This window comes from Neotamlana sargassicola, from assembly GCF_020523965.1.
Classification (GTDB): Bacteria; Bacteroidota; Bacteroidia; order Flavobacteriales; family Flavobacteriaceae; genus Neotamlana; species Neotamlana sargassicola.
Genome location: NZ_JAJAPX010000003.1, coordinates 491,564 through 510,133 on the forward strand (window position 1 = coordinate 491,564; position 18,570 = coordinate 510,133).

General features: G+C 31.2%; 17 protein-coding genes. 5 read left to right on the plus strand and 12 right to left on the minus strand.

Going from position 1 to position 18,570, the window contains the following annotated elements; genetic code table 11:
• The first annotated feature begins 77 nt into the window (after positions 1-77).
• Both LG651_RS10115 and LG651_RS10120 read left to right on the plus strand, forming a co-directional pair.
• Entirely contained in the window at positions 78-872 is a 795-nt protein-coding gene (locus LG651_RS10115) for an MBL fold metallo-hydrolase (RefSeq protein ID WP_226696007.1), read from the plus strand.
• A 185-nt stretch (positions 873-1,057) separates the two neighbouring features.
• The gene (locus LG651_RS10120) at positions 1,058-1,207 is read left to right on the plus strand and encodes a hypothetical protein (protein WP_226696008.1); all 150 of its coding nucleotides are present in this window, start codon (positions 1,058-1,060) and stop codon (positions 1,205-1,207) included.
• 235 nt (positions 1,208-1,442) lie between these two features.
• On the opposite strand, the gene ettA is transcribed toward LG651_RS10120, so the two are convergent.
• Positions 1,443-3,134, minus strand: a complete 1,692-nt coding sequence (ettA, locus tag LG651_RS10125) for an energy-dependent translational throttle protein EttA (RefSeq protein WP_226696009.1) — start codon at positions 3,132-3,134, stop codon at positions 1,443-1,445.
• A 41-nt stretch (positions 3,135-3,175) separates the two neighbouring features.
• The gene (locus tag LG651_RS10130) at positions 3,176-3,358 is read right to left on the minus strand and encodes a CAL67264 family membrane protein (protein ID WP_226696010.1); all 183 of its coding nucleotides are present in this window, start codon (positions 3,356-3,358) and stop codon (positions 3,176-3,178) included.
• 196 nt (positions 3,359-3,554) lie between these two features.
• On the opposite strand from LG651_RS10130, the gene LG651_RS10135 reads away from it, so the two are divergent.
• Complete coding sequence (locus tag LG651_RS10135; protein ID WP_226696011.1) at positions 3,555-4,733, plus strand: MFS transporter; 1,179 nt, start codon at positions 3,555-3,557, stop codon at positions 4,731-4,733.
• A gap of 37 nt (positions 4,734-4,770) precedes the next feature.
• Here the strand turns inward: LG651_RS10135 and LG651_RS10140 are convergent, their stop codons facing one another.
• From LG651_RS10140 to LG651_RS10155, 4 genes are all read right to left on the minus strand, one after another.
• A complete protein-coding gene (locus LG651_RS10140) occupies positions 4,771-5,937 on the minus strand; it encodes an OmpA family protein (protein ID WP_226696012.1) in 1,167 nt (388 codons plus the stop codon).
• A 208-nt stretch (positions 5,938-6,145) separates the two neighbouring features.
• Positions 6,146-6,871, minus strand: a complete 726-nt coding sequence (locus LG651_RS10145) for a pirin family protein (protein ID WP_226696013.1) — start codon at positions 6,869-6,871, stop codon at positions 6,146-6,148.
• Positions 6,872-6,917: 46 nt separating this feature from the next.
• Positions 6,918-7,355: a MarR family winged helix-turn-helix transcriptional regulator gene (locus LG651_RS10150; RefSeq protein WP_226696014.1), complete on the minus strand. Its 438-nt coding sequence runs from the start codon at positions 7,353-7,355 to the stop codon at positions 6,918-6,920.
• 3 nt (positions 7,356-7,358) lie between these two features.
• Entirely contained in the window at positions 7,359-7,889 is a 531-nt protein-coding gene (locus LG651_RS10155; protein WP_226696015.1) for an NADPH-dependent FMN reductase, read from the minus strand.
• A gap of 148 nt (positions 7,890-8,037) precedes the next feature.
• Between LG651_RS10155 and LG651_RS10160 the strand changes: the two genes are divergently transcribed.
• Positions 8,038-9,666, plus strand: coding sequence for an acyl-CoA carboxylase subunit beta (locus tag LG651_RS10160; protein ID WP_226696016.1), 1,629 nt, complete (start codon positions 8,038-8,040; stop codon positions 9,664-9,666).
• Between the two features lie 137 nt (positions 9,667-9,803).
• Here the strand turns inward: LG651_RS10160 and LG651_RS10165 are convergent, their stop codons facing one another.
• Positions 9,804-10,955 (minus strand): T9SS type A sorting domain-containing protein, encoded by a 1,152-nt coding sequence (locus LG651_RS10165; protein WP_226696017.1) that lies wholly within the window; start codon positions 10,953-10,955, stop codon positions 9,804-9,806.
• A gap of 100 nt (positions 10,956-11,055) precedes the next feature.
• Between LG651_RS10165 and LG651_RS10170 the strand changes: the two genes are divergently transcribed.
• Entirely contained in the window at positions 11,056-13,047 is a 1,992-nt protein-coding gene (locus LG651_RS10170; protein WP_226696018.1) for a toxin-antitoxin system YwqK family antitoxin, read from the plus strand.
• 1 nt (position 13,048) lies between these two features.
• Here the strand turns inward: LG651_RS10170 and sppA are convergent, their stop codons facing one another.
• From sppA to LG651_RS10195, 5 genes are read right to left on the minus strand one after another with little or no spacing between them, the layout of a single operon-like run.
• Positions 13,049-14,812 carry a signal peptide peptidase SppA gene (sppA, locus tag LG651_RS10175; protein ID WP_226696019.1) on the minus strand — a complete coding sequence of 588 codons (1,764 nt, stop codon included), beginning with the start codon at positions 14,810-14,812 and terminating at the stop codon, positions 13,049-13,051.
• An 18-nt stretch (positions 14,813-14,830) separates the two neighbouring features.
• Positions 14,831-15,901: an AMP-binding protein gene (locus LG651_RS10180; RefSeq protein WP_226696020.1), complete on the minus strand. Its 1,071-nt coding sequence runs from the start codon at positions 15,899-15,901 to the stop codon at positions 14,831-14,833.
• Positions 15,902-15,915: 14 nt separating this feature from the next.
• On the minus strand, positions 15,916-16,848 hold the full coding sequence (locus LG651_RS10185) for a CPBP family intramembrane glutamic endopeptidase (RefSeq protein ID WP_226696021.1): 933 nt from the start codon (positions 16,846-16,848) through the stop codon (positions 15,916-15,918).
• Positions 16,849-17,886, minus strand: coding sequence for an o-succinylbenzoate synthase (locus LG651_RS10190; protein ID WP_226696022.1), 1,038 nt, complete (start codon positions 17,884-17,886; stop codon positions 16,849-16,851).
• Positions 17,887-18,564, minus strand: a complete 678-nt coding sequence (locus tag LG651_RS10195; RefSeq protein WP_226696023.1) for a metal-dependent hydrolase — start codon at positions 18,562-18,564, stop codon at positions 17,887-17,889.
• Between the last annotated feature and the right edge of the window lie 6 nt (positions 18,565-18,570).

Sequence of the window (18,570 nt, forward strand, 5' to 3'; positions counted from 1 at the left end):
AAAACTTTAAAATGTTACATTTTAAGTTTCATTTTAATTACCGTAAATTTACTGATATCAATAAAAATATAAATTCTATGAAAACGAAATGGTTATTTATTGCAATTACATTAATAAGTATAATGAGCTGTAAAAAAAGAAGCGATAGCACTACAAATAAGATTGCTGAAGCTAAACTAACTGAAGTTAAAATAGATACACCTAAAAAAACTGAAGTTTTCCCAATAGAACATGCAAGTACGGTTATAAAATATAAGAACAAAACTATATTTTTAGACCCAACTCTTGGGGCTGAACCTTACAAAACCTATGGTAATCCAGATTATGTAATTATTACCGATATTCATGGTGACCACTTAAATTTTGAAACTTTAAAGGCTTTAGACTTAACTAAAGCTGTTATTATAGCACCAAAGGCCGTACAAGAAAAATTATTACAAAACGGTATTACTACCGAAACTATTGTAATGAATAATGGCGATGTTAAAACAACTAATGCATTTACCATTGAAGCTATTCCTATGTATAATTTACGAGAAGAAGCTTTAAAATTCCATAGCAAAGGGAGAGGCAACGGATACTTATTTACATTCGGTGAAGAACGCGTTTATTTTTCTGGTGATACCGAAGATATTCCAGAAATGCGAAACTTAAAACATATTGATCGTGCTTTTGTTTGCATGAACTTACCTTACACCATGACTGTTGAGAGCGCTGTTAGCGCAGTATTAGATTTTAAACCTAAAGAAGTATTACCATATCATTATCGAGGAACGAACGGTTTTAGTGATGTAGAAAAATTTAAAACTATGGTTAACGAAGGTAATCCAGATATAAAAGTCACTCTACTTAACTGGTATCCTAAAAAATAATAAGTTTATATAACATTATTTTTTTGTGTATATTTGACTACTAAAATCACCATAGAATCGATAAAATGTTAATTTTTAACGCTATTTTTAAAGTTTTCTCTATTTTCTGCTTAATAAATACATTCCATTTTAAAGTATTAGGAATATTTGTAATAGTTTTTTTTCTGGTTTTATTAATTTCCGGAGTGATTAAATCGTATAAACTTAAAAAAGAAAACGAAAAGTTAGAATCTATGGTCGAATCTATTGACGATTCTGATGAACAATACCAAGACTTCACAGAAGGTCATTTATACGGAGGAGCTTCTTCAAAAAACACTAAATCTGAACAGTAAATATGCTTTGTTTATTATTCTTATTTTTTCTAATTTTTATACCAATAATTATTATAGCTAAGCGTCATTTATATGTTCATGAGCATGAGGCTTCTATAAGAAAGGAAATAAAAAAATTTGACGAAACCATTAAAAGTATAGATGAGATTACCACTAAATCTGATTTTAGTTTAAGCAACAACCATCTCTATTGATAAATAATAATAAAAAAAGCCTGCTTTTGCAGGCTTTTTTATTAACGTACTAACTTTTTATATTTTATTCGTTTTGGCATTAAATCGCCACCTAAACGTTTCTTTTTGTTTTCTTCGTAGTCGCTAAAACTACCTTCAAAGAAATATACTTGACTATCGCCTTCAAAAGCTAAAATATGTGTACAAATTCTATCTAAAAACCAACGGTCGTGACTAATTACTACAGCACAACCCGCAAAATTTTCTAACCCTTCTTCTAAAGCTCGAAGCGTATTAACATCCAAGTCGTTTGTTGGCTCATCTAATAGTAACACGTTGCCTTCTTCTTTAAGCGTCATTGCTAAATGCAAGCGGTTACGCTCTCCTCCAGAAAGAAGCTTTACCTTTTTATTTTGCTCGCTTCCAGAGAAATTAAATCTGCTTAAATAGGCTCTAGAGTTTACTTGTCGGCCACCCATCATTACTAATTCTTGCTCATCGCTAAAGTTTTGCCAAATTGTTTTTTCTGGATCAATATTAGAGTGACTTTGATCGACATAAGCGATTTTAGCAGTTTCACCAACCTCAAAAGCACCTTTGTCAGGAGTTTCCTCGCCCATAATCATTCTGAAAATAGTGGTTTTACCAGCACCGTTTGGCCCAATAATACCAACAATTCCTGCTTGTGGTAAATTAAAGTTTAAATCTTCGTATAATAGTTTATCACCGTAACCTTTACTTACGCCTTTAGCTTCTATTACATTTGTACCTAAACGCGGCCCATTAGGTATGTAAATTTCAAGTTTTTCGTCCAGTTGTTTTTGATCTTGACTTAATAATTTATCGTAATTTTTTAAACGTGCCTTTTGTTTAGTTTGACGTCCTTTTGCACCTTGACGTACCCATTCTAACTCGCGTTCAAGTGTTTTTTGACGTTTAGAAGCACTCTTATTTTCTTGTGCTAATCGTTTAGATTTTTGATCTAACCAAGATGAGTAATTTCCTTTCCAAGGTATGCCTTCACCTCTATCTAACTCTAAAATCCAACCCGCAATATTATCTAAGAAATAACGGTCGTGTGTTACAGCAATTACAGTTCCTTTATATTGTGCTAAATGATGCTCTAACCAGTGTACCGATTCGGCATCTAAGTGGTTTGTTGGCTCATCTAATAACAAAACATCTGGTTCTTTTAATAGTAAACGACATAAAGCTACACGGCGACGCTCACCACCAGATAACACACCTATTTTTTTATCACCATCAGGCGTTCTAAGTGCATCCATAGCAATTTCAAGTTTGGTATCTAACTCCCAAGCATTTGCAGCATCAATTTGATCTTGAAGCTCAGCTTGACGGTTCATAAGCTTTTCCATTTTATCTGGATCGCTATAAACTTCTTCTAAACCAAACATATCGTTTATTTTGTTGTACTCATCTAGAATAGCAACAGTTTCTGCAGCGCCTTCTTTTACAACTTCTAAAACTGTTTTTTCTTCATCAAGCTGTGGTTCTTGCTCTAAATATCCAACCGAATAATCTGAAGAAAATACTACATCACCTTGGTAATTTTTATCTACACCAGCAATAATTTTAAGTAAGGTAGATTTACCTGAACCATTAAGACCTAATATGCCTATTTTTGCTCCGTAAAAGAAGCTTAAATATATATTTTTAAGTACTGGTGTATTTGCGCTTTGAAACGTTTTAGTTACACCAGACATTGAGAAAATTATTTTTTTATCGTCGCTCACTATCTATATTTTTAATTAATTTAAAATTTTATTCGAAGCTTTTAAACTCTTCCTTTTAAAGCATTAAATACCCAAGCTATTGCAAAAAAACCAATACCTACAGATGCAAAGCCCCAACCTGCAACTTCGTCGTACCTAAATGCACCTAGAGCAATTAAAGCCAATCCTACAAAAATCATTATCCATGTAGCCCATGCTAACACAGTGTTCTTATTCATCGCCATTTTTTTGTTTATTATTTAGTTAAGAGTACAAATATCGTTTTTTAAGTATATAATTCAATTAAAAAACTCTTGTTTTTTTTAAGTATACACATATATTGGTGTTATAAATTAAGCTATTTCTAATTAACTTTTTATTAGCATTATTAATTCTTTAAAGCATTGTATTCCTACTAATTTTGCTTCTTAATTTTTTTTTATGAATAAAGCATTATTATCATTAGCCATTGGAGGTTTTGGAATTGGTTTAACTGAATTTGTTATTATGGGTATTTTGCCAGATGTTGCAAATGCTTTTTCTGTAAGTATTCCAACCGCTGGTCATTTTATTTCTGCTTATGCCTTAGGCGTTGTTGTAGGTGCACCCATTTTAACGGGTTTTGCTAGTAAATGGAATTCTAACAAAGCTTTAATTGGATTAATGATTTGGTTTACTGTATTTAATACTTTATCAGCTTTTGCTACAGGTTATTATTCCTTTTTAACTTTAAGATTTTTAGCCGCTTTACCGCATGGTGCATTTTTTGGTATTGGTGCTGTTGTTGCTGGTAAATTAGCGAATGAAGGCAAAGAAGCACAGGGTATAGCGATAATGTTTAGCGGCCTTACTATAGCTAATTTACTAGGTGTACCTTTAGGAACTTATTTAGGTAAACATTTTAATTGGAGTATTTCATTTTTAATGGTTGGTGTTGTTGGTATTTTAACTGTTATTGGATTAAAATTTTGGATGCCAAGTATAAAAACATCTTCTGAGGGTACATTTAAAAGTGAATTTAAAGTATTTAAACGCCTGGAATTATGGCTAATAATTTTATTAACCACAATTGGTACTGGTGGCTTTTTTGCTTGGTACAGCTATATTGCCCCTTTAATTACCGATGTTGCTGGATATTCCAGTAGTACAGTGCCTTATGCTATGATTATTGCTGGTTTAGGTATGGTAATTGGTAATTTTATTGGAGCGAAATTAACCGAGAAATTTTCATTACTTACAACAGTAACCCTTGTTTTATTTACAATGGTTTTCTGTTTAATACTAAATACATATTTAGCACATAATAAAATATTAGTTTTATTAATGACATTTTTAATTGGCGCTGTATCTTTTGCTATTTCTACGCCTATCCAAATGCTTATAATAAAATCGGCTAAGGGGTCTGAGCGTTTAGGATCTTCACTCAATCAAAGTGCTTTTAATATTGGTAATGCTTCTGGAGCTTATTTTGCAGGCCTACCCATAGCAATGGGTTATGGTTTTACTTCTGCCGATTGGGTTGGTGCTGCTATGGCTGCTTGCGGCATTGTTATAGCTTTTACAATTTCTGTGCTAAGAAAAAATAAAACAAAAAAAGAGGCCATTATTAACACTAAATAATAGCCTCTTAAAAATTGCTTTGGAATTAATTTTATTTTTAATGCTGTAGTATTTTAAACTCCGAACGTCTATTTACTTTATGTTTTGCTTCTGTACATTTAGTATTATCGTCACACTCGTTTAATAACTTGTCTTCGCCAAAGGCTTTTCCTACTATATGCTCTGCATTTACATCTAAAGATAATAAATAATCGATTGTAGCTTTTAAGCGTTTTTCTGATAATTTTTGATTAAAATCTTTAGCGCCTCTGGAATCTGTGTGGGAACTAATTTCAATAACTAAATTAGGATGGCTTTGTAAAATTTTTGCCAGCTTTAAAATAGTTGCTTTAGCTTCAGGTTTCATAGAAGCAGAGCTAAAATTAAAGTTTACCTTATCTAAAGCTTTTATTGTTTCTTCAATTTTATTTCGTTCTTCAGCTCTGGCCTGTTCTTTTTCAGCTTCAATTTTTGCTAATCGCGCTTGTTCTTTTTCTTTAGCTAATTTTTCTTTTAGAGCTTTTTCTTGTTCTTGTGCAAATGCAATAGAATCGTTAACACGTTCTTGGTTAAGCTGCTCTATCATTGAAACTTTTTCTTCGCCTTCTTCTGTTAATTTCTTTTTAGCACCAAATCTATATACAACACCTGCTGCATATTGTTTATAATTTGTAGTTTCTGGAGTAAAATTCATTGCCCATTTTCCAGAGGCATTAAAATCTAAACCGATTCTTTCGGAAAACCAAGTTCTAAAACCTAAAACCGCATTATATGTTCCGCGCGGTGCATTTCTAGCATCTGTATAACCAATTCCAACACCAGCATAAGGATCGAACCAACCAGTTTCTCCAATTAATTTATTTAAATCGTAGCTTAATCGGGTATCTATCGATAAAAAATCGCTACTTTCTTCCAACGTTTGTTTATCTACTATGGTACCAGAATTATATTTTAAATACGCGCCAATAAGCTCTAATCCTAATCCGTTTTCAAAATATTTACCGACACTTATTCTTGACGGGTATGACACGGCATTCCATGTAGAATCAAAATTCAATAAATTATCGAATACTTCGCCAGAATCTTCAACAAAATGATAACCTAAGCCAACAATCCACGAACTTTTAATAATAGAGTCTTTTTCTGTTAATACAGGCGTTTGAGAGAATCCTGCGTATATATTAACCAAAAGCACGACAAACAATAGTCTTTTTTTAAGTTTCATCTTTAATAAGATTTGAGGGTTATTTTCATCAAATTTTATCTAAATAAAAATGCCTTAGAAAAAAAAACTTTAAAATTATGCGTTTTACCGTTAAACGGATTTTTATAAAATGTTAATCGGAATTTTAACAATTTTCATCGTCATGTAAAAAACAAAAAAAGCATCGGTATTTTGATGCTTTTTCTTTAAAAATGGTTTAATTGATTTGTTAAAGCGCCACCATTGGAACTTCTACAAATAATATTTGGCTATCGCTTCGGCTTTTAATACTTACATCTGCAACATCTGTAATGCCTAAAGCATCTCTAGATTCGAGTGTTTGATTTTCAATTTGTAAATCTCCCGAAATAGTCATTATATAAACGCCATGTTTTTTACTTTTTAATTGGTAATTAAAAGCGGTGTTTTTTGTTAAATCGATTCGAGATATTTTTGCGTCTTGATGAATTTTTAAACTTTCTGAATCTTCATCTTCAAAAGAAGTTACTAAAGTTTGAAGTTTGTTTTTTCTATCTTCAACTGAAAATGATTTTTGATCGTATCTTGGTGAAACGCCTTCTTTCTCAGGAATAATCCAAATTTGAAAAAGACTTAAATATTCATCATTCGATCCGTTTATTTCGGAATGTTCTACACCGGTTCCAGCGCTCATAACCTGTACTTCGCCTGGAACTACCGGAATCCATTCATCACCCATATTATCTCTGTGTTTTAAAACACCTTTTAATGGTATGGTAATAATTTCCATGTTTTCATGCGGATGAGTTCCAAATCCCATTTTAGGAGCAATTGTATCATCATTTAAAACGCGTAGTGCTCCGAAATGCATACGGTCTTTATTGAACCATCTAGCAAAACTAAACGAGTGATTAGCTTGTAACCAACCATGATTTGCAAAACCACGTGTATCTGCTTTATGAAATATTGTTTTCATTTTTATTAGTATCCTTTTATTATTTTAAAGCTCAAAAACTAAAGTTTTATCTAAGTTTATCTAATAAATCACTTAGTTGTTCGGCTTCTTTGTTGCTTAAATTCTTTAAAATATCAACTTTATTGTCCTTGTCAATATCTTTTAAAAGGTTTAAACCTTTTTGGGTAATTTCAATATGCACTACTCGCCTATCGTTAGGACACGGCAATCTGTTAATATAATTTTTATCGAAAAGCTTGTCCATTAACCTGGTGGCATTTGGTGCGCGTTCTATCATGCGCTCTTTAATAGTTTGCACTTTTAAAGGTTCTTCCGCTCCTCGTAAAATGCGTAATACATTAAATTGCTGTGGTGAAATTCCGTAGGTTTTAAAATAATCGTTTTGCAAACTATTAATCCAATTTGCTGTGTAAATAACATTTATTAATGCTTTTACTTTAGCGTTTGGAAATTTCGATTTTATATCTTTTGAAATATCTCCCATAATTTAAAGTGCTTTTTGAAACTGCTTTACTGAGTTTTTAAGTTGTGTATCTAAATCCTCATTAACAATTTTTCCTTCTCTAAAATTTTCATTAAAAAATGGCAAAGAAAATGTTTCAATAATATTACCATCGTGAAAAGGAAAACGGCCTTTGGCAATATCTAAAACGGTTTGCCCGCCGCGACCACCTGGTGATGTTGCCATTAAAAGCATAGGCTTGTTAAAAAACAATTTACCTTCGATGCGCGATAACCAATCGAAAACATTTTTAAAAGCAACAGAATATGCGCCGTTATGTTCGGCTAACGATAATACAATACCATCGGTATTTTTTAAAATGTTTAATAATTTGTGTGCATCGTCTGGAATACCTGCTTCACTTTCCAAATCTGTTCCAAAAAGGGGCAAATTGTATTCGTTTAAATCTAATACATTTACTTCTACATCTTCAACCAAACTAGAAGCATAAATTGCTAATTGTTTATTTATTGAGGTTTTACTGTTACTTCCGGCAAAAGCTATTATGTTTTTCATATTATCTATTTTATTTAAAGCAAAATTAAATAAAATAAATTTATATTCCAAGGAATATATTTCCATGTTATATAATTTTAATTTTTCATTAACAATTTCGATTAACTTTATTACAATATTTTATAATTTAGCACAAACTGAAATTGCAATGGACATTAACTTCAATAAAAACGAAGATCACAACAAACTTTTACTTAGCGAACTCAAAAAAAAACTTACCAAAGTAAAACTAGGTGGCGGTAAAACTAGAATAGAAAAACTTCATGCTAAAGGCAAACTTACCGCTAGAGAACGAATTGATTATTTGTTTGATGACAACAAAAATTCTATTGAAATTGCAGCTTTTGCCGGTGAAGAGATGTATGCTGAACATGGTGGCTGTCCTTCTGGTGGTGTGGTTGTAAAAATTGGTTTTGTAAAAGGAAAACAATGTATTGTTGTTGCAAATGATGCCACAGTAAAAGCAGGCGCTTGGTTTCCCATTACTGGAAAAAAGAATTTAAGAGCTCAAGAAATCGCTATAGAAAATAAATTACCAATAATTTATCTTGTAGATTCTGCTGGGGTTTATTTACCTATGCAGGATGAAATTTTTCCTGATAAAGAACATTTTGGACGCATTTTTAGAAACAACGCTATTATGAGCAGTATGGGTATAACCCAAATTGCAGCCGTTATGGGTAGCTGTGTTGCAGGTGGCGCCTACTTGCCTATTATGAGCGACGAAGCCTTAATTGTAGATAAAACAGGTAGTATTTTTTTAGCTGGAAGTTATTTGGTTAAAGCTGCTATTGGAGAAAGTATCGATAACGAAACGCTTGGAGGTGCTACAACACATTGCGAAATTTCTGGTGTAACCGATTATAAGGCGAAAGATGATAAAGATGCGCTTGATAAAATAAAAAACATAATAGATAAAATTGGCGATTACGATAAAGCTGGTTTTAACCGCACCGATTCTAAAAAACCAAAAGAAAATCCGCAAGATATTTATGGTATTTTACCAAAAAGTCGTGCCGACCAATACGACATGAACGACATCATTAAACGTTTAGTTGATGATTCTGAATTTGAAGAATACAAAGCAGGCTTCGGGCAAACCATAATCACTGGTTATGCTAGAATTGATGGTTGGGCTGTTGGTATCGTGGCCAACCAACGAAAACTAGTTAAAACTAAAAAAGGCGAAATGCAATTTGGTGGTGTAATTTATAACGATAGCGCCGATAAAGCCACCCGATTTATTGCCAATTGTAACCAAAAAAAGATTCCGTTAGTATTTTTACAAGATGTTACCGGCTTTATGGTGGGCAGTAAAAGCGAACATTCTGGCATTATAAAAGATGGTGCAAAAATGGTAAATGCTGTAAGTAACTCGGTAGTGCCAAAATTTACTATTGTTATTGGAAACAGCTACGGTGCCGGTAATTATGCCATGTGTGGTAAAGCCTACGACCCGCGATTAATTGCTGCATGGCCAAGTGCAGAACTTGCTGTAATGAGTGGAAACTCTGCTGCAAAAGTACTTTTACAAATAGAAACTGCTTCTTTAAAAAAGAAAGGTGAAGAAATAACCAAAGAAAAAGAAGAAGCGCTTTACAATAAAATAAAAGCTAAATACGATAACCAAGTATCGCCATATTATGCTGCCGCCAGACTATGGACCGATGCAATTATCGATCCGTTAGATACCAGAACTTGGATTAGTATGGGTATTGAAGCTGCAAACCACGCCCCTATTGAAAAACCTTTTAATATGGGAGTTTTGCAAGTTTAAAAGTTTTTAATGCCAATACATTTTATTTATAGGCCGTATCTGGCGAAGTGTGTGAAGTTTAAAAATATCGAGGAGCAACCCTCGATATTTTTTTATTCAAGCTCAAACCTGAGCTAATAGAAAATAAAATTCATTTGTTATTGTTTAATTATTCTTTTAGTAGTTTTTATACCATCATTATCCATAATTGAAACCAAATAAATCCCAGATTTCAAGTTCGAAACATCTATAGTTTTCGTAATAGAGGTCAACACTTTTTTGCCTAACACATTATATATTTCAATTTCGCTAATATTATCTAAAGTATTATTTATAGTTATTGTTTTTGTTGCTGGGTTTGGATAAATACTTAAATCATTTTTAGCTTCAAATTGCGTTGTACCTAAGGTAATTGAGCTATCATAGTTATAAGTATATCTGCTGAATCCGTCGGTATAGGTTAATAATTTATTATAGTGCGGAAAGCCCTCTAACACATAATCGAAACCACTCCTATTAATAAAAGGATGCATGAAATTTGACATTAATTTAGAGGTATCATAAGTATATATTTCAGAAATATTGCTTGAAGAATTATAATTATGAACGACATTAATTAAATTGCCATTAGAGTCCCAATTATATTCCAAAGACTCATTATATTCATTTACCCATTCGTTGTTTTCCCAATTAAAACTTTCCGATTTAACTAACTGACTATTAAAATTATAAGTATAAATATCTTTATAATCAAAAATATAATTACCTTCGGTTCCTGTATAAGTAATAATTTCTGAAATTTTATCGTTTGAATTATATTTTACTTCAGTCTTATCTTCGTAACGGCTCCATTCCCCATCGATAAAAAAATAACTGTAATAATAATCAATCAAATGACCTTCATTATAAGCATAAATATATTTTTCCTCATTTTCCCAAACGTCATTTTCATACGATTCTTGATAAACTATCTCTATTAAATTATTGTTAGTATCATAAGTTAGTAATGTTCTATAATAATTTTCAAATTTCTCTAATGTATTATTCCATTTTAGATAGGTTTCTGAGGTTAATTTATTATTAGTGTTATAAGTAAAAAAAGTCTTTCCGGTTATCTCCCAAATACTATTATTTTGTTCAAAATCTGTTTCAAATAATAAATTACCATTACTATCGTATTCGTAATTTTTACCATAAAAATAATTATAATTAGAGTCATAGTTATATTCTTCAATAGAAGACAATAATTTATTCTGACTATTTGCTATAAGCATCATAGCAAAAAAATAAAAGAATGTAATTTTTTTCATAATGTTGTGTTTAGTAATTATTATTTTAAATTTAGATAATAAACCTGGTATATAAAATACCCAACATTGGGTAATTTCAGATTTTAAACCTCTGATTTACATGAAAAAAAAGCATCTTTTAGTTTCTATTATCTTTTTATTGCTTACTGTTATTTTTTATCTTATTTACTTGTTTTATATAGATAATAACGACAATGTTAAATCAATTTACCTCATTCCAGAAGATGCTGTATACATTATTGAAACCCAAAAACCACTTGATGACTGGAATACAATTAGCGAAAGTCCAATTTGGAAACACTTAAATACCAATAGCTATTTTAACGAATTATCGGAGAATTTAAATACACTCGATACCATTTTTAAACAAGAACAAACGGTTTTAAACTACATTGGAAACCGAGAAATTCTTATATCTGCCCATGTTTATGCCCCTAAAAAATATAGCTTTTTATACGCCATAGATTTACAAAAAATAGCAAAACTTAACCTTATAAAAAATCATTTAAATACATTTATAAATGATGACTTTAAAGTTAGCAATCGCATTTATCATCAGCATGACATTATTGAAATTTATAGCCGTTTAACACGTGAAACTATGTATATAAGTTTCATAAAAAATCAAATGATTTTATCTTACGTACATACTTTAGTTGAAGCGTCGATAGACCAATACAACGAACCTAAAATTGGTAGAGATTTAAATTTTATTGAAGTTAATAAAGAAGTTAATGATGGTAATTTATTTCGATTGTTCTTCAATTTTAAATATTTAAACGATTTTAGTAATGTATTTTTTAATGAAGAATCCGAGTACATTAAAACCTTAAACAATAGTTTAAATTGGAGCGGATTTAGTTTTAATATTGATAAGGAAAATAACATTATTGCAAACGGCGTTACTAAAACAAATACAAACGCTTCTATTTATTTACAAGCCTTACAAAAATCGGGTACATCAAAACGTAGTATTTACAATATTGCACCTAAACAAACAGCATTATACACCAGTTTTACATTTAGTAGTTTTTCTGAATTTTACAGTAATTTTGAAGCTATTCAAAAAGAAAATCCCGAACAATTTAAAAGCTATTTAGATGGTACAGAACAAATTGAAAATTTTTTAAATATCAATTTAAAAGAACACTTTTTTAGTTGGATTGATGATGAAATGGCATTGCTACAAATGCAATCTTCCGTTAGTAAATCGACTAAAGATGTGGCTTTAGTTTTAAAAGCTAAAGATGTAGATGATGCTACAGAAAATTTAAACTATATATTAAATCAAATAAAAAAACGAAGCCCAGTAAAATTTAAAACCGTTAATTATTTAGGACACGATATTAATTATCTGTCCATTAAAAGCTTCTTTAAAGTTATTCTTGGTAACCTATTTAAAAACATTGAAAAACCTTATTATACGGTAATTGAAGATTTTGTGGTTTTTAGCAATAACCCCAACACTTTAAAAACCATTATAAAAAATTATACCGAAAAAGAAACGTTAGCTTTCTCTAACGATTTTATAGATTTTAATGATCATTTTGATAGCAGAACCTCTGTTTTTACCTATGCAAACACTCCATTTCTTTATAAAAATCTATATCAATTTGCAGATGCTTCAACAAAACAGAGTTTAACTAAAAACAAGGACTATTTTATCTGTTTTCCACAAATTGGATTTCAATTATCACCAGAAAAAGATTTTTTTGAAAGTAGAATAGCTATTAGTTATTTAGATGTTGAATTGGTTAAAGAAAAGTACCAAATAAAAAATACCACAAAAGCAACAAACACCAATAGTTTAGCTGAAAAAGAACTAACAGATAAAATGAATGTTGATGCTGCATTTAATATTCCTGAAATGTATCCAAACGATTTAACAGCGAAATATTTTAGCAGAAAATACAGTAACGGTAAAACAAGGTTTTCGGTTGAATTAAAAGATGGTAAACCACATGGTAAATATTTTAGTTATTATAAAAACGGTAAACTAAAAATAAGCGGTAAATATAAAAATGGCGCACAAAGTGGAACTTGGCGCGCCTATAATTTTAATGAAGATCAGGTTTTAAGAAAACGCTTTTAAGTTATTTTATTTCAGTATCGAAAGGAAATAATAATTGAATTCCTTTTTTCTCTGAAATGGCTTTTACTTTCTTGTACATTTTATATTGCTCCTCGCCTAATTCTTCTTTTAGTAAGGTTTCTTTTGCTTTTACAATTCCGAAACTTTCTAGTATTTTGTCTAGATCTTTTTCAAAAATTGGGTATTCTACTTTTCTATATTCACTTAGTTCAGCAGCTTCAGCCGCGTATTTTAAAGCTAAGTCTAAACCACCCAATTCATCAATCAAACCAATATTTAAAGCATCGGCTCCCGTCCAAACACGACCTTGTGCAATGGCTTCAACTTCATCCCTGGTTAAGTTTCTACCTTCAGAAACACGTTTTGTAAATAAATCATATATATCTAAAACACCTTCTTTAATAAATGCACGCTGCATATCGTCTAAAGGCTCAAAAAAGCTGTACGTAACGGCGTTTTCGTTAGTTTTAACTTGTTCTGCATTAATACCAATATTATCGGCTAAAGTTTTTCCGTTTGGCAACATACCAAACACACCTATACTTCCGGTAATTGTAGTTGGTTCAGCTATAATTTTATCGGCATTACTTGCTATATAATAGCCGCCAGAAGCCGCTAAATTTCCCATTGAAACTATAACTGTCTTTACTTTTTTGGTTAATTCAATTTCACGCCAAATAAGTTCGCTAGCCAAAGCACTACCTCCTGGTGAGTTAATTCTTAAAACTACGGCTTTAATTTTATCGTCATTTCTTGCTTCCTGTAACGACGCCGTCATAGTACCTTGTCCTATATTATTTTCGTCTCCTTCGCCATAAATTATTTCGCCTTCGGCATAAATAACTGCAATTTTACTAGCACTATAATTAACTGGTATTTTTGTTGCTGCATATTGCGCGTAATCTTTAATTGTTATAGTCTCTAACTCTTTGGTTTCATCAACTCCAATAGCTTGCTTCATGGCATAAATATACTCATCGTGGTAGGCTATTTTATCGATTAATCCGTTTGTTAGAGCTAGGTTTGGGTTTCTTCCTAACAGACTATCTGCAATAGTATTTAACCTTTCAACAGGAATATTTCTACTTAAAGAAATATCATTTTTAATTTCAGTCCAAAGTGAAGATAAATACGCGTTTATTTGCTCTCTATTGTTATCACTCATTACATTATCAAGATAAGGCTCTACAGCGCTTTTGTATTTTCCTAAACGGATAACTTCCATTTTTAAACCCGTTTTTTCTTGAAAATCTTTAAAATATAAATGCTCGCTGTATAATCCTTTAAACTCCATCATACCAGCAGGGTTTATGTAAACCGTATCGGCAACAGAACTTAAATAATAATCTTTTTGAGTAAAAATATCGGCGTAAGCCACAACAAATTTACCAGATTCTTTAAAATCTAATAACGCTTTACGAAGCTCTTTAGTTTGCGTTATACCGGCGTTTATAAAATTATTATCGATAGAAATGCCTTTAATATTATTATCGGTTTTAGCATATTTTATAGCATCGATAATATTAAATAATCCATTTTTTTCCTGTTCGTCTAAAAATGGATATTCTGGAAATTTTATTTTACCAGCATAATCTTTAATAGGAAAATCTAAGGTAAGCTCTAAAACAGAATTTGCCTTTGGTTTTACAATGTCTTCTTGCCCTGACCCTAGCAACATTCCAATGGCAAAAATTGCAATAAAACATAAAAATAAAAATACAATAATACCAACTACGGTAGAAAAAACGCGTTTTATAAAGTTCATATTTAAAAATAATTTACACTAAAATTTGGCTAATTTAAGTGTTTTTTGTCTGTGAATTTTACCTGAAGCTGTTTCAATAAACTTAGGCAGTTTAATAATTTCTTTTGGTTTTTCATACTTGTCTAAAGTATCGAAAATCGAAGTATCGAAATTTTCTCCTTTCGTTTCAATTAGTAAAATTAATTTTTCTCCTAAAGTATCGTCGGGTATCGAAGTTACAAAAAACTCTTCTTTTATTTTACTTTGAAGCTTCTTCTCTATTTGTTCTGGGTACAATTTAATACCACCAGAGTTTATAACATTATCGAAGCGACCTAACCACTCAAAACTATTTTCAGAATGTATTTTTACAATGTCGTTTGTTATAATTTTTTCTGATGCAATTTTTGGTGCATTTATTACCAAACAACTTCTGTCGTCGGTCTGAACAGTAACATTTGGTAAGGTTTTAAAATAATTATCAGTTAAAGGATTTTCGATATGATTTAATTTTTTTACCGCAATATGAGTTACGGTTTCTGTCATACCATAGGTTTCGTATATATTAGCTTTTTTGTCTTGAATAGACTCAATTATAGACTTAGAAACCATGCCACCACCAACAATTATAGTTTTTATATTGTTAATGTAGGCATCAAAATTTTTAAGTTGCATTGGTGTAAAAGCACAAAAATCGTAAGGTTTATCGAAATCTATAACAGGTTTCGATGTTGGTGCCAACATATCTATTTCTAATCCTAAAATAATGGCGCGAACCATCATCATTTTACCTGCTATAAAATTTGATGGCAAACAGTTTAGTACTTTATCTCCTGGTTGTAAGCCGAAAAAATCGCCTGTAGCTAAAGCAGAATTTATCATAGCTGCTTTTTCAATTTTTAACTTTTTAGGTTTACCGGTTGAGCCAGATGTATTCACTTCAACATAGTCATGTTGATCTAACCAATCTAACAAAAACTCGCCTAATTCTTGCTGAAAAGGATAACCTTCTTTTACATAATTATAAGCGATTTCCATTAAATCATCGTACTTGTAACTAAGGCCATCGAGTTTAAATTTTAAATGGACGTTTTTGTAAGTTGGTGTCATAGCTAAGCTTTTATTTATTCGATTATTTTATAGTTTTCTTCTAGAGGTTCTTCTACTTTTCCAAACAGTTTTTCTTTCCAATTACTCCATTTGTAAACTTTTGAAAAAATAAACAGAATTATTGGATAAAATACGATAACTGGCAGTAAAATTTCGGTTACGCTTGTATTTGCTTCTTCTGCTGTGTATTTAAAAATAGCATCGGTTTGTAAAGCAGACCAATCGCTGGTAACTAACAATGCCGCCATTAAGTTATTTCCTAAATGAAAACCTAAAGCAAGCTCTAAACCATCATCCATTAAAGTCATAATTCCTAAAAGCAAACCGGTTCCTATATAAAAAACCATAGTAATATAGCCCATTTCTGCCACTTCTGGATTCGCACTATGCGCTATACCAAACATTACCGAAGTGAAAATTAACGGAAACCATTTATTTTTAACTAATACACCAATATGCTGCATTAAATAGCCACGAAACAAATACTCCTCTAAACCTATTTGAAATGGAAATAATAATATGCTTATAACAAAAAGAATAGCAAACTTTAGGGGGTTAAACTGAAATTCAATTTGACTAGGATCTGCATAATAAGAAACTGCAAACGAACCAATTGTAAGTATGACGATAACGAAAAACGCCAGAAAAACACGTTTAAAATCAACTTTTTTTCGCGTTGTTGTAAGCGATAGTAAACTACGCTCATGCATATAACGAACTAACACGAATAACAAACCGAGTAAAAATGCAAACGGTAATAAATTTGCAACTAAAGATATGTTTGATGGAATGGCTTTCATAGAATCGTAAAGCATTTCCATGTCTTCTTTACTTGTAAACAGAAACATTATAAAATTTAATATAAATACCCCTGAAATTAAAAATGCTGTTAACAAAAACATCCATAATTCGCGCTTGCCTTTGTAAGCTTGTTGTATATAATTCATTTATAAATTAAAATTAAATGATACGTTTTTATTAAAACTTAATTTACCATTATTTACCTGTAACGGACTCTCGAAATTATTGGTAAATAAACCGCCTGTGCCGAGGCCTTGTGGCATTGTTGTGTTTTTGTTAAAAGTATATTGTGCAATGGCGTTTAAACCAATATTGCTCTCTAAAGCACTTGTAATCCACCAACCAATATTATTTTTTTCAGCTAAATTTATCCATTCGTCACTACCTTTAAACCCGCCAACTAAAGTTGGTTTTAAAATAATATATTGCGGATTTATAGTTTGTAGCAATTGGGCTTTGTTTGTTACAGAAAACACACCTATTAATTCTTCATCTAAAGCAATTGGTAATGGTGTTTGCTCGCATAACGTTGCCATAGCTTCAATTTGACCTTGTTTAATAGGCTGCTCGATGGAATGAAGCTCTAATTCTGATAATATTTTTAGTTTTTCTAAAGCTTCAAGTGGCGAAAAAGCACCATTGGCATCAACACGAAGTTCGATATCTGTTTTTGAAAAACTTTCTCTTATAGATTTTAAAAGATTGATTTCCGTTTCAAAATCGATAGCTCCAATTTTCATTTTAATACATGAAAACCCAGCTTTAATTTTGTCTTCAATTTGCTTTTTCATGAAAGCTTCGCTTCCCATCCAAATTAATCCGTTAATATTAATTTGTGCTTCACCCTTTGTGAATTTTGATGGAAAAATTGAAAACGAATCCTCTGCATAAAGTGACTTAAAAGCCATTTCTAAACCTATTTGAATACTTGGGAATTCTTTTGAAGCTTCTAATAACTCAGATAATCCTAAATTGATATTCTTACAAACCCAAAGCAATTTCTCTTCATAATCGGGTCTGTCGTCAATAGAAAGTCCTCGAAACAAACCACATTCGCCAATCCCTTTTTTACTATCTTCTTCAAGAATTATAAACCAAGTTTCTTTAGTTCTTAAAATACCGCGCGATGTACCGCTGGGTTGTTTAAAATTAAGAATGTATTGTTTGTAGTTTGCTGTAATCATTTACAATTCTATAGATTCACCAATTTCTAAAAGCATTAAATCTTTATCTTTTTCGAAAAATTTACGTTTTGCTTCTTCGTGGTTTATTTCGATGTAACCAAAAGTATCAAAATGATATCCTAAAATTTTATCACATTCTACAAAATCGCTTGCAAGAATAGCGTCGTCAATACCCATAGTAAAATTATCTCCTATTGGTAAAATTGCTAAATCTAGTTTTGTGCTTAAAGGGATTAACTTCATGTCGTAAGTTAAAGCAGTATCGCCAGCAATGTATATGTTTTTATGCTCACTTTCAATTATAAAACCTCCCGGTTGTCCGGCATAACTTCCGTCTGGAAAAGACGACGTATGAATGGCATTTACATATTTTACAGAGCCAAACTCAAAATCCCATTTTCCTCCATGATTCATTGGGTGCGTTTCGAAACCTTTATTTTGATAATGCATTGCAATTTCATAATTTGAAACTATGGTAGCATCGGTTCTTTTTGCAATGGCTTCAACATCTGCAATGTGATCTTGATGCCCGTGAGTAATTAGTATATAATCTGCTTTTAAATTTTCTATATTAATTGCTGAAGCTTTTTCGTTTGGTGTTATAAACGGATCAACAATAATACTGATATCATCTATTTCAATGCCTAAACAGGCATGACCGTAAAATGTAATTTTCATTTTTTA

Bases quoted from the DNA above. Each gene is read 5' to 3' on its own strand.
- LG651_RS10115 (WP_226696007.1), top strand. From the start codon at position 78: ATGAAAACGAAATGGTTATTTATTGCAATTACATTAATAAGTATAATG.
- LG651_RS10130 (WP_226696010.1), bottom strand. From the start codon at position 3,358: ATGGCGATGAATAAGAACACTGTGTTAGCATGGGCTACATGGATAATG.
- LG651_RS10135 (WP_226696011.1), top strand. From the start codon at position 3,555: ATGAATAAAGCATTATTATCATTAGCCATTGGAGGTTTTGGAATTGGT.
- LG651_RS10140 (WP_226696012.1), bottom strand. From the start codon at position 5,937: ATGAAACTTAAAAAAAGACTATTGTTTGTCGTGCTTTTGGTTAATATA.
- LG651_RS10145 (WP_226696013.1), bottom strand. From the start codon at position 6,871: ATGAAAACAATATTTCATAAAGCAGATACACGTGGTTTTGCAAATCAT.
- LG651_RS10150 (WP_226696014.1), bottom strand. From the start codon at position 7,355: ATGGGAGATATTTCAAAAGATATAAAATCGAAATTTCCAAACGCTAAA.
- LG651_RS10155 (WP_226696015.1), bottom strand. From the start codon at position 7,889: ATGAAAAACATAATAGCTTTTGCCGGAAGTAACAGTAAAACCTCAATA.
- LG651_RS10160 (WP_226696016.1), top strand. From the start codon at position 8,038: ATGGACATTAACTTCAATAAAAACGAAGATCACAACAAACTTTTACTT.
- LG651_RS10165 (WP_226696017.1), bottom strand. From the start codon at position 10,955: ATGAAAAAAATTACATTCTTTTATTTTTTTGCTATGATGCTTATAGCA.
- LG651_RS10170 (WP_226696018.1), top strand. From the start codon at position 11,056: ATGAAAAAAAAGCATCTTTTAGTTTCTATTATCTTTTTATTGCTTACT.
- sppA (WP_226696019.1), bottom strand. From the start codon at position 14,812: ATGAACTTTATAAAACGCGTTTTTTCTACCGTAGTTGGTATTATTGTA.
- LG651_RS10180 (WP_226696020.1), bottom strand. From the start codon at position 15,901: ATGACACCAACTTACAAAAACGTCCATTTAAAATTTAAACTCGATGGC.
- LG651_RS10185 (WP_226696021.1), bottom strand. From the start codon at position 16,848: ATGAATTATATACAACAAGCTTACAAAGGCAAGCGCGAATTATGGATG.
- LG651_RS10190 (WP_226696022.1), bottom strand. From the start codon at position 17,886: ATGATTACAGCAAACTACAAACAATACATTCTTAATTTTAAACAACCC.
- LG651_RS10195 (WP_226696023.1), bottom strand. From the start codon at position 18,564: ATGAAAATTACATTTTACGGTCATGCCTGTTTAGGCATTGAAATAGAT.